The organism is Neorhizobium sp. T7_12 (genome assembly GCF_002968535.1).
Taxonomy (GTDB): domain Bacteria; phylum Pseudomonadota; class Alphaproteobacteria; order Rhizobiales; family Rhizobiaceae; genus Neorhizobium; species Neorhizobium tomejilense.
The window spans coordinates 320,377-331,117 of the sequence record NZ_PVBK01000006.1 but is presented as its reverse complement, the minus strand read 5'-3'; the positions used below and the strand labels follow the sequence as shown (position 1 = coordinate 331,117).

At 62.0% G+C, this 10,741-nt stretch carries 9 protein-coding genes; 6 read left to right on the top strand and 3 right to left on the bottom strand.

What is annotated here, in order from left to right; genetic code table 11:
- Nucleotides 1-194: 194 nt before the first annotated feature.
- Nucleotides 195-1,223 carry a four-carbon acid sugar kinase family protein gene (locus tag C5J26_RS16730; RefSeq protein WP_105402774.1) on the top strand — a complete coding sequence of 343 codons (1,029 nt, stop codon included), beginning with the start codon at nucleotides 195-197 and terminating at the stop codon, nucleotides 1,221-1,223.
- A 3-nt stretch (nucleotides 1,224-1,226) separates the two neighbouring features.
- Nucleotides 1,227-1,931, top strand: a complete 705-nt coding sequence (locus C5J26_RS16725) for a FadR/GntR family transcriptional regulator (protein WP_105402773.1) — start codon at nucleotides 1,227-1,229, stop codon at nucleotides 1,929-1,931.
- A gap of 63 nt (nucleotides 1,932-1,994) precedes the next feature.
- On the opposite strand, the gene C5J26_RS16720 is transcribed toward C5J26_RS16725, so the two are convergent.
- The 3 genes from C5J26_RS16720 to C5J26_RS16710 are packed head-to-tail and all read right to left on the bottom strand — an operon-like array spanning nucleotide 1,995 to nucleotide 5,261.
- On the bottom strand, nucleotides 1,995-3,113 hold the full coding sequence (locus C5J26_RS16720) for an iron-containing alcohol dehydrogenase (RefSeq protein ID WP_105402772.1): 1,119 nt from the start codon (nucleotides 3,111-3,113) through the stop codon (nucleotides 1,995-1,997).
- A 10-nt stretch (nucleotides 3,114-3,123) separates the two neighbouring features.
- The gene (gene pdxA / locus C5J26_RS16715) at nucleotides 3,124-4,071 is read right to left on the bottom strand and encodes a 4-hydroxythreonine-4-phosphate dehydrogenase PdxA (protein ID WP_105402771.1); all 948 of its coding nucleotides are present in this window, start codon (nucleotides 4,069-4,071) and stop codon (nucleotides 3,124-3,126) included.
- Nucleotides 4,071-5,261, bottom strand: a complete 1,191-nt coding sequence (locus C5J26_RS16710; protein ID WP_105402770.1) for an exo-alpha-sialidase — start codon at nucleotides 5,259-5,261, stop codon at nucleotides 4,071-4,073. The genes pdxA and C5J26_RS16710 overlap by 1 nt, the downstream gene beginning before the upstream one ends.
- 434 nt (nucleotides 5,262-5,695) lie before the next feature.
- Here C5J26_RS16710 and C5J26_RS16705 point away from each other — a divergent pair, with 434 nt between their 5' ends.
- The 4 genes from C5J26_RS16705 (at nucleotide 5,696) to C5J26_RS16690 (ending at nucleotide 10,734) form a co-directional block, all read left to right on the top strand.
- Nucleotides 5,696-7,192 carry an ABC transporter substrate-binding protein gene (locus tag C5J26_RS16705; RefSeq protein ID WP_105402769.1) on the top strand — a complete coding sequence of 499 codons (1,497 nt, stop codon included), beginning with the start codon at nucleotides 5,696-5,698 and terminating at the stop codon, nucleotides 7,190-7,192.
- 83 nt (nucleotides 7,193-7,275) lie between these two features.
- Nucleotides 7,276-8,190 (top strand): ABC transporter permease, encoded by a 915-nt coding sequence (locus C5J26_RS16700; RefSeq protein WP_105402768.1) that lies wholly within the window; start codon nucleotides 7,276-7,278, stop codon nucleotides 8,188-8,190.
- Nucleotides 8,191-8,201: 11 nt separating this feature from the next.
- Nucleotides 8,202-9,125 carry an ABC transporter permease gene (locus tag C5J26_RS16695; protein WP_105402767.1) on the top strand — a complete coding sequence of 308 codons (924 nt, stop codon included), beginning with the start codon at nucleotides 8,202-8,204 and terminating at the stop codon, nucleotides 9,123-9,125.
- Complete coding sequence (locus C5J26_RS16690; protein ID WP_105402766.1) at nucleotides 9,118-10,734, top strand: ABC transporter ATP-binding protein; 1,617 nt, start codon at nucleotides 9,118-9,120, stop codon at nucleotides 10,732-10,734. Before C5J26_RS16695 ends, C5J26_RS16690 begins: the two co-directional genes overlap by 8 nt.
- Nucleotides 10,735-10,741 lie beyond the last annotated feature (7 nt).

The following is a 10,741-nucleotide window of genomic DNA, read 5'->3' as shown; positions in this document are numbered from 1 at the left end:
TCCCGCGTCAAACGAGCAGATTTCGCTCTGCAAAGGGACGCCAAATTACAGCAAGTGAAGGCCCGCAAAAATACGGCCTGGCCAATCCATCCGGCGCCCACGCGACGACACAATTTGTCAAATACTGCTGTTATACAATTGACAATATGAGCAAATTTCGCTCAAAAAGATAACAACAGATTATGTGGCCCATTATGCTGGTTATTCTTGCCGACGACCTGACTGGCGCGCTTGATTGCGCGGCGCCGTTTGCCGGCAGAGGTCTGCATACTGAAATCGCGTTGAGCACCGAGGCTATCGGAGCGGCGTTGCAACTGAGGCCCGCGGTTCTTTCAGTCAACCTCGGATCTCGGGAAGTCGAGTCGGAGGCTGCGCGGCAGTCGACTGCGGCGGCCCTGTCCTGCCTGCCGTCGGACATCGTCCTGTTCAAGAAGATCGATTCCCGCCTCAAGGGCAATATCGCCGCCGAGCTCGACGCGACGCCTTTTCATCTGGCACTCGTCGCGCCTGCGATACCTGACTTCGGACGGAATGTCCGAACGGGACATGTCGAAGGTTTCGGCCTGGACAAGCCGTTGAAGGTCGCCGACGCGCTTGGCGTTCATGCCGAACGCGCCATCATTCCCGATACGCTTTCACAGGAAGACATGTCTGCGGCTCTGGCAATTGGCCGCGAGGCCGGGGCAGATCTTCTTGTCGGCGCCAGGGGTCTCGCCGAGGCGCTGGCCTGTCACATGACCGGCCGTCAGGTCGCCGAACTGGCTCTCCCTGAACCCGGCCCTGCCCTTTTCGTCATCGGCTCGCGAGATCCGATCACGCTGGCGCAAGTCGAGGAATTGCGGCGGGCGGTCGTGCCTGACTATATTGCCGCGCCGAACGGGCACCCGGAGAGGATCGCACCGCCGCAGCATTCCGTGACGCTGGTTCAGGCCACGCCGGATGGAAAGGACGATCTGCCGCTTCTGGTATCGGACCGGTTGGCGGCAAGCATAGTCCCGGACATGACGGCACCGGTCGCCACTCTGCTTCTGTCGGGCGGCGCGACTGCCGAGGCTGTCCTGAAGGCAATGAATGTCTCGCGATTCCAGCTTCTCGGCGAATGTCTGCCAGGCCTTGGCTTGGCTTATATCGATGGCCAATGCATCATCGCCAAATCCGGCGGATTCGGCACGCCGGGCACATTGTGCGAGATAGCAAGAATAGCCATGGACGAGAAGGGTTGAACGATGGGGCTTGAGAGCGGCACTGCCCGCAAGGGCCTTCCTGATATCGTCTTTGAGCGGATGTTGCGCGCGATCAAGTCGGGGGCATACAGGCCGGACGAGCGGTTGCCGACCGAACATGAGCTAGCCAACGAATTCGAAGTGTCGCGGCCGATCATCCGGGAAGCGCTGAGACGGTTGCGCGAGCAGGGACTGATCTATTCGAGACGCGGTGCCGGCAGCTTCGTGCGTGCGCTCGGCCTGCGTGAACCGCTCGGATTCGGCCAGCTGGAAAACGTTGCCGATCTCCTCAACTGTTATGAGTTTCGCATGACGCTTGAACCTGCGGCGGCGGCAGCAGCGGCAGTGCGTCACGACAAGGAAAGCCTGGCAGCCATAACGCGGGCCCTGGAATTGCTGCGCGATGCCACGAACCGCCAGGCCCATCGCGAAGACGCCGACTACCAGTTCCATCTGGCTATCGCGCGAGCGGCTCAGAACAACTACTTCTCGACGGCGATGGAGGCCCTGAAAGATCACATTGCAGTGGGGATGAAATTCCACGGAGCCTCCGTGAAGAGAGAGGCAACCGGGCTGGCGAAAGTGTTCGGCGAGCACGAGGCGATTGCCGATGCAATCACTCGTGGTGACCAGGAAGCGGCGCGGCAGTTGATGCTGGACCACTTGAAGGGTTCACGCGCGCGGCTGTTCCAATCGTCGCACCAATGAAACCCGAATGCGTCATCCGGAAATAACGGCCATCCGGCAGCCTACCGCCGGATGGCTATCACTTCAAAATGCCGCCTCGTAGATTCCCAGCACATCGTCGATACTCATTTCGGCCGGGTTGTTATCCATCAGCCGACGGATCGCATGCGCCTCAGAAGCGTAGAGGGAAAGCTCATCCTGCCTGGCGCCGTGAGCCGCCAGCGACATTTGAATGCCAAGCGCTCCGCAGAAATCGCATGCCGACGATCGCAATTCGTCCGAGGAGAGATTGTCACCGAGACCGAGTGCCGCGGCCACTTCCGCGGTCTTCGCGGCGGCGACAGACTGGTTGAAAGCCAGCACATGCGGGAAAACGATGGCATTCGCCAGACCGTGCGGCAGGTTGAGCCGCGTCCCCAGTGGATAGGCGATCGCATGGCCGGCCGCCGTATTGACCGGGCCAAGGCAAATCCCACCGTAATAGGAAGCGAGCATCAACCCTTCGCGCGCCTCCGTATCCTGCCCGTCCTTCACCGCCCGCGCCAGATACCGGCCGACGAGCCCGAATCCCATGCGGGCAAAGCCATCGATCATCGGATGGGCGCGGCGGTTGGTGAAGGCTTCGACGCAATGCGCCATGGCATCGACACCCGTCGCGGCGGTCACGGCCGGAGGCACCGAATAGGTCAGCTCAGGATCGAGCACGGCGAAATCCGCGATCATATGCGGGCTTTCGACCGCGATCTTGGTCCGCTTGACCGGATCGGTGATGAGCGAACGGATGCCCGCCTCCGAGCCGGTACCCGCCGTGGTCGCGATCTGCGCAAGCCGCGTGCCTCGACCGGCGACGCGATTGGGACCGGCAACGTCTTCGAGGTTCTGCTCGGAATCCCACAGCACCGCAACAAGCTTGGCGACGTCCAGCACGGATCCACCGCCGAGGCCGACGATCAGTTGCGGACGAGCCTCGCGGGCAGCCGCCAGCGCAGCATCCAGCGTCAAGGTATCCGGCTCGCCCGGAATGGCGTCGAATATCGAAAATCGGCCGGGCAACTGCAGACGGTCGGCAAAACCAGCCGTGATCGGCGTCGCAATGACCAGGGTCGAGGCGACGTCGCCAGCCCAGACGCCAACCTGGCTGATCGTGCCGGCCCCGACGGCGAGGCGCAGCGGCTGGTGGAGTGTGATGGGTGCAATGGCCATGACGCTTTCCTTACCGGACCCCCGCCACGAGCTTGCGCGCGTAGGCGATGGCAGAATTCATGTTGCCGTGATTGGCGATCCCCTTGCCGGCGATATCAAACGCGGTGCCGTGATCGACGGAGGTGCGGTCGATCGGCAGATCGACAGAAACGTTGACGGCCGTGTCGAAGGCAACGAGCTTGATCGGGATATGGCCCTGATCGTGATACTGCGCGACGACCAGATCGAAGCCGCCGGAATAGGCCCGGTGGAAAACCGTATCGGCGGAAATCGGCCCGTGAACCTCGATGCCTTCGGCGCGGGCGGCAGCGACGGCCGGCGCAATCTGATCGTCGTCCTCCGTGCCGAAGAGGCCGTTTTCGCCGCAATGGGGATTGATGCCGGCAACCGCAATGCGCGGACGTTCATAACCGATGCGCTTCAGATGCGCGTCACCGGCGCGGATCGTCGCCAGAACCCGCTCCGTCGTGGCGCGCCGGATGGCCTCCTGCAGGGAAACATGCGTGGAGACATGGATCACCTTCAGGCGGTCGGAGGCCAGCAGCATGTATGCCGCTGCCGAGCCGGTGAGGCTGCGCAACATGCCCGTGTGGCCATCGTAGTGATGACCCGCAAGGTTGAGCGCTTCCTTGTTGATCGGCGCGGTGACGATGCAGCCGATCGAGCCGGCCTCGGCATCGCGTACGGCGCGCTCGATGAAGCGGAACGCCGCATCGCCGGCGACCGCCGACAACTGCCCCCAGGGCAGAGGCGCTCCCTCCACCGGAAGATCGACCACGTAAGGCGTGAGGTCGAGCGTGACCCCGACCGCGTCGCGGGCCGCCTCCAGCGTCGCAAGATTGCCGTAGACCCGCGTTGCGGAGCGATCGGCGTCCGACATCTCGGCCAGCGCCTTGACTGTTACTTCCGGACCGACGCCACAGGGGTCTCCCATGGTGATACCAATGATATTGCTCATCAAATTCTCCCGTCAGTCGCGTCTGCCCAGCCCGAAGCCAGGCTCACGTATTTGATTGCCCGCCTGTGATAGGTATAGGCGATGTGCAGGGTCCCGTCCGGCGCTTCCAGCAGCCACGGATAGGACATTTCCTTGTTCCGGCCATCGGTGGAATCGTTGGACAGGCAGGTGCCCGGTCCGTCTTCGATCAGAATACGGACTGGGAAGCTTAGCCCGCCATCATTCGAAATACAGACACAGACCGGCGCGCGCGGCACGCCCCAGACGGGCACGCAGCCGCCCGTAGGATCGGCATCCGGTCTTTCGTCACTCTCGCCGAGTTCATCGTAAAGCGAAGCACGGCGATCGCCGGACTGAGCCGCGCTTGCCGGATTGCAGATCATCGCAAGCCGACCGTCCTTCAACCGGATAACCGCAATCGAGGAATTGTTGTTCGGCACATCCGTTGCCTCGGGCACCGACCAGGATCGGCCGCCATCGGCGCTTTCGCTCCGGTAGACGAAATCCGCCTGCCTCCGGCGGAAAAAAGCCGCATGACCGCCTGCCGGCAAGGCGACGGGACTCATGTGGACGCAGCCGGTCGAACGCGGCAATTCTTCGAGGCGCCAGGTTTTCCCGGCATCTGTCGATATCCCGATTGCCGCCGTGTCATGGCTTCCATTCCACTTCTGGCCCGGCCGCTGAACGCAGCGGAAGATCGGCAGAAGCCATGCGCCGTCATCCCGCACCGTCAGTGGAGCCCGGATAAAACATCCTTTCGGCAGGTCGAGATAACCGCCCGCCTCCGCTGTCAGCCTTGTCGGGTCGCTTTGATCACGCCGGATCTCGGCCATGCGGATACGGCATTCGTCCTGGTTGCCGGAAGGCTGCGACGTGTGGAAAAGCCAAAGCCGGCCATCGGGCGCGGTAAACAGAACCGGGTTCTGCTCGGAATGCGCGTCATCGAAGCTCAGCCTCTGCGGCAGCCCCCAGAGGTCCGAAGACGACATGAGAACGGACGCGAAAATGGATATGTCGGACTTGCCTTCCAGCGAGCCACCGAACCAGGCGCAGATCAACGCGCCGTCAGCCAGGAGATGCAGGAAGCTTGCATGGTTCTGCACCATGGGGGAAGGCAGGAAGGCTTCGTGCCTGTCGGCGGTCATCCGTACCTTGCCGGTCATTGCTGCCGCTATTTCATCAGGGCTCATAAAGCTCTCCTCTCGGCGCTGAGAATTGCCAGAAACACAAAGTTGTCAAGTTTTATAATACGCACCAGCTGCAGATCTCAGGTGCAGTTGTAATCATAACAATATGGAAAATAATGGTATTTTTTCGAATGAATTTTTCTCAAAAAATTACGTCGCAAAACAATTTGACAAAGTGTGCAGGACAGAACATGGTTTGGAGGAGAATAGCACAGGAGGAGTAGGCGATCGCGGTGCAGCGAAATATATGGCCCTGCCGTCGGGAGAAATTTTCGGTCCAAGACCCGAACGCCCCACGATAGAGCCTCTAAATCGCCATCGGTCTTCCTTCACGGGTCGGCTCGCCAATCACCAAATCAGCCGTTCATCCACCGGGCCACGGCAGGTCGATCGGAACGGTGTCCGATCAATTTATATTCACTTGGGAGGTGAACCACATGAAGAAGATGCTGATGACCGCGCTGATCCTTGGATCTGCGCTTGCGCCGGCTTACGCGGGGTCCGGTCCTATCAAGATCGTGCTGCCCGAAGAAGCCGATCTGCTGGAGCCTTGCATGGCGACCCGTTCCAACATCGGTCGTATCATCATGGAGAATGTCAGCGAAACCCTGACCGAGCTCGATGTACGCGGCAAGAAGGGCGTCATGCCACGCCTTGCCGAAAAATGGGAGCAGACCCAGGACGGCAGCTGGCGGTTCCATCTCCGCCAGGGCGTCAAGTTCTCCAACGGGACGACGTTCGACGCCAAGGACGTGAAGCACAGCTTCGACCGCGTGATGAGCGACAAGAACGCCTGCGAATCCCGCCGCTATTTCGGCGGCATGAAGATCAGCGCCAATGTCGTCGATCCCAACACGATCGATTTCAAGGCCGACCCGGCCCAGCCGATCCTGCCTTTGCTGATGTCGTTGGTGACGATCGTCCCGGAAGAAACTCCGCTGGCATTCATTCGCGAGCCGGTCGGAACCGGCCCCTATGCGCTGAAGAACTGGACGCCGGGTCAGCAGATCGTGCTGGCCGCCCGCAGCGACTACTGGGGCGCCAAGCCGCAGGTGACCGAGGCGACCTATCTGTTCCGCTCCGATCCGTCCGTGCGTGCGGCGATGGTGAAGGCTGGTGAGGCGGATCTTTCTCCGTCGATCTCGCAGCTGGATGCAACCGATCCGAAGACCGACTTCTCCTATCTCGACAGCGAGACGGTCTATCTGCGTCTCGACCACAACATTCAGCCGCTGAACGACGTGCGGGTTCGCAGGGCGCTCAATCTGGCCATCGATCGTCAGGCTTTCATCGGCACGCTGGTGCCGGATGGCGCCGTGCTCGCCACGGCGCTGGTTCCGCCGACCACCCAGGGCTGGAACCCGGACGTCAAGGTGTTCCCCTATGATCCGGCAGGCGCCAAGAAGCTTCTCGCGGAGGCCAAGGCCGCCGGCGTGAAGGTCGATACGCCAATCACGCTGATCGCCCGCACGGCAAACTTCCCGAACGTCACCGAAATCATGGAAGCGGTTCAGTCGCAACTCCAGGAAGTCGGCTTCAAGGTCGACCTGAAGTTCGTGGAAGTGGCCGAACACGAGAGCTACTATTCCAAGCCCTTCAAGGAAGGTCGTGGCCCGATCATCGTCGCCGCCATGCACGACAACTCCAAGGGTGATCCGTCCTTCACCATGTTCTTCAAATATGCCTCGCAGGGTACGCAGTCGGGCTTTTCCGACCCCAAGGTCGACGACCTGATCAAGCGCGCCTCGGCGGCAGTCGGCGACGAACGTGCGAAGCTCTGGTCGCAGTTGATCGCCTACCTGCATGACGACGTGGTTGCAGACGGCCTTCTCTTCCACATGGTCGGCTTCTCGCGCGTTTCACCGCGTATCGACTTCAAACCGACCATCGCTACAAATTCGATGCTGCAATTGTCCGAGATCGGCATCAAATAGTCAGCGGAAACCGGCTACCGGATTTCCAATCACGACCCAAAGGCGGCGGGTACCCATCCGCCGCCATAATAGTCGAGGGCGACATGCTCAGTTTCATTCGTAAGCGCTCCGTGGCGAGCTTGATTTCACTGGTCGGGCTGCTTGTGCTGGTGTTCTTCCTGTCCCGCCTGACCGGCGATCCGGCCGCTCTCTTCCTGCCCGTCGAGGCTTCGGCCGAAATGAAGCAGCAGTTCCGCGAGCTTCACGGGTTGAACGACCCGCTGATGGTGCAGTTCGGGCGCTATGTCGGCGACGTGGTAACCGGCGATCTCGGTGAATCGCTCCGCAAGGCACGGCCGGCGCTGGGTGTGGTGACGGAAGCCTTCGTGTGGACGCTCTGGCTCGCCGTGATCACCATGTCGCTCGTCACGGCGGCCGCCATCGTCGTCGGCTCGCTCGCCGCCTTTCGTTCCGGCGGCTTCTTCGACCGGCTCTCCTCGATCATCTCACTCGTTGGCGCGTCGGTCCCGGATTTCTGGCTGGCCATCGTCGCGATCGTCGTCTTCTCCGTTAACCTCGCATGGCTGCCGACCTCCGGTACCGGCTCGATCCTGCACTGGATCCTGCCGATCGCCGTGCTGTTCGTCCGTCCCTTCGGGATCATCGTCCAGGTGGTGCGCGGCTCGATGATCGGCGCGCTATCCTCCGCCTATGTGAAGACGGCGCGCGCAAAAGGCGTCAAGGCCGGGCCGATCATCTTCATCCACGCCCTACGCAACGCCATGCTGCCGGTCATCACCGTCATCGGAGACCAGGCGGCAAGCCTCCTGAACGGCGCCGTGGTGGTCGAGACGATCTTCGGCTTCCCCGGTGTCGGCAAGCTGATGATCGACTCGATCCTGCAGCGGGACTTCAACGTCGTCCTGGCCGCGATCCTGGTGACCGCGCTGGCGATCTTCCTCATGAACCTGCTGATCGATCTCGCCTATGCGCTTCTCGATCCGCGCATCCGTCATTGAGGAGCGCAACGATGAGTGTTTCCACCTCCGATACGACGATCATCCACGAGCCCCCCTTCGCGGTCCGCATGGCGCGGATGCTCTGGGCCGACAAATTCGCGCTCTGCGCGGTAATCTTCCTGCTCGTCATCATCGTGCTTGCCCTGATCGGGCCGTCCTGGCTCGGCGAACTCGCCACCAAGCAGAACCTGCGCGGCCGCAACCTCGCGCCGTTCGACTGGAGCCGTGAATGGGTATGGTGGATGGGGGCCGACGCTCTCGGCCGGCCGCTGCTCGCGCGCATCATCGTCGCGACCCAGAATACGATCATGGTCGCCGCAGGAGCGGTGATCCTGTCATCGGTCGCCGGCACGCTGCTCGGCCTCGTCGCCGGCTTTTCATCGCCGCGCGTCGGGCAGGTGATCATGCGCCTGGCAGACGTGATCATGTCCTTTCCCTCGCTGCTGATCGCGGTGATCGTCCTTTATCTCCTGGGCTCGTCGATCGTGAACCTGGTCGCCGTCCTGTCGATCACCCGCATCCCCGTTTACCTGCGCACCACCCGCGCCGAGGTGCTGGAGATCCGCGAGCGGATGTTCGTGCAGGCGGCGCGGGTGATGGGCGCTTCGCAGAACCGCATCCTGTTCCGTCACATCCTGCCGGTGGTTTTCCCGACGCTCACGACGCTCGCGACGCTCGACTTCGCCTATGTCATGCTTGCCGAAAGCGCGTTGTCCTTCCTTGGCATCGGTATTCAGCCTCCCGCGATCACCTGGGGGCTGATGATTTCCCAGGGGCGCCAGTACCTGACCAATGCGTGGTGGCTCTCGTTCTGGCCCGGGCTGGCGATCATCATGACGACCTTGTCGCTCAACCTTTTGTCGAACTGGCTGCGCATCGCGCTCGACCCGGTTCAGCGCTGGCGCCTGGAAATGAAAGGCCGAAAGAATGGCTGAGCACCTGCTGGAAGTCCGCAACCTCTCGGTCGAATTCCACACGGCGGCCGGCGTCGTGCATGCCGTGCGAAACATCTCCTATCATCTCGACCGCGGCGAAACGCTGGCGATCCTGGGCGAGAGCGGATCGGGCAAGTCGGTTTCGTCAGCGGCGATCATGAACCTCATCGACATGCCGCCCGGCCGGATCAGTGCCGGGCAGATCCTGCTGGACGGCAAGGACCTGCTGACCATGCCGCCCCAGGCGCGCCGCGAGGCAAACGGCCGGCGGATCGCGATGATCTTTCAGGATCCGCTCAGCCATCTGAACCCGGTCTATACCGTCGGATGGCAGATCCGCGAGGCGATGACGACCCATGGCATGCCCGCCGAACAGGCCAGGAGCGAAGCGGTGCGCCTGTTGACGCGGGTCGGCATTCCCGATCCGGAAGGCGCCATGGGCAAATATCCGCACGAATTTTCCGGCGGCCAGCGTCAGCGGGTGATGATTGCGATGGCGCTTGCACTGCGCCCCGACCTGCTGATCGCCGATGAGCCGACCACCGCACTCGACGTGACCGTCCAGGCCGAGGTGCTGGCGCTATTGAAGGAGCTGCAGCGGGAAACCGGCATGGGCGTGCTGATCATCACCCACGATCTCGGCGTGGTGGCCGAAATCGCCGATCGCGTCGTCGTCATGGAAAAAGGCGAGTTGGTCGAGACCGGTACGGTACGCGACGTCTACAAGAACCCGACGCATCCCTATACCAAAAAGCTGATCGGCGCCGCCCCGGGAAAGGGCGAGATGCACATCGCGCAGCTGTCGGGTGAGCCGCTGCTCAGCGTCCGGGACATACGCAAACGCTACGGCTCCTTCGATGCGCTGAAGGGTGTCTCGTTCGATCTGAGAGCCGGCGAGACCATGGCGATCGTCGGCGAAAGCGGCTCGGGCAAATCGACGCTTGCCCGCGTTCTTTTGAGGCTGGACGAGCCGGATACCGGTACGGCACACTGGAAGGGGCGCGATCTTTTTCAGCTCTCGCCATCGGAACTCTACAAGCTCCGGCGCGACCTTCAGATGGTGTTTCAGGATCCCACCCAGTCGCTCAATCCGCGCATGACGGTGTTCCAGCTCGTATCGGAAGCATGGGCCATCCATCCCGACATTCTGCCGAAGCGCCAATGGCGGGAACGGGTCGCGGAACTACTCGTGCAGGTGGGCCTCTCAGTCGAACACATGAGCCGTTACCCGCACCAGTTCTCCGGCGGCCAGCGGCAGAGGATTGCAATCGCCCGTGCGCTTGCGCTCGAGCCGCAGCTGATCGTCTGCGACGAGGCGGTGTCGGCGCTCGACGTATCGGTGCAGGCCCAGGTCATCGCGCTTCTCGACAAGCTGCGCCGGGACATGGGCATCTCCTTCATCTTCATCGCCCACGACCTGCCCGTCGTTCGCGACTTCGCGGACTACGTCATGGTCATGCAGAAGGGCGAAGTGGTGGAATTGGGAACGGTCCGGGAGATCTTCGAGACGCCCCGTGAAGCCTATACACAAGCGCTCCTGGCGGCGAGCCTCGATCCGGACCCGGATGTTCAGGCCGAACACCGGGCAGCCCGTCTCAAACGTGCATGACACACCG

Excerpts from the sequence above, each read along its gene's own strand:
- C5J26_RS16730 (WP_105402774.1), top strand. The coding sequence starts at position 195 with ATGCTGGTTATTCTTGCCGACGACCTGACTGGCGCGCTTGATTGCGCG.
- C5J26_RS16720 (WP_105402772.1), bottom strand. The coding sequence starts at position 3,113 with ATGGCCATTGCACCCATCACACTCCACCAGCCGCTGCGCCTCGCCGTC.
- C5J26_RS16710 (WP_105402770.1), bottom strand. The coding sequence starts at position 5,261 with ATGAGCCCTGATGAAATAGCGGCAGCAATGACCGGCAAGGTACGGATG.
- C5J26_RS16690 (WP_105402766.1), top strand. The coding sequence starts at position 9,118 with ATGGCTGAGCACCTGCTGGAAGTCCGCAACCTCTCGGTCGAATTCCAC.
- C5J26_RS16700 (WP_105402768.1), top strand. The coding sequence starts at position 7,276 with ATGCTCAGTTTCATTCGTAAGCGCTCCGTGGCGAGCTTGATTTCACTG.
- C5J26_RS16725 (WP_105402773.1), top strand. The coding sequence starts at position 1,227 with ATGGGGCTTGAGAGCGGCACTGCCCGCAAGGGCCTTCCTGATATCGTC.
- pdxA (WP_105402771.1), bottom strand. The coding sequence starts at position 4,071 with ATGAGCAATATCATTGGTATCACCATGGGAGACCCCTGTGGCGTCGGT.
- C5J26_RS16695 (WP_105402767.1), top strand. The coding sequence starts at position 8,202 with ATGAGTGTTTCCACCTCCGATACGACGATCATCCACGAGCCCCCCTTC.
- C5J26_RS16705 (WP_105402769.1), top strand. The coding sequence starts at position 5,696 with ATGAAGAAGATGCTGATGACCGCGCTGATCCTTGGATCTGCGCTTGCG.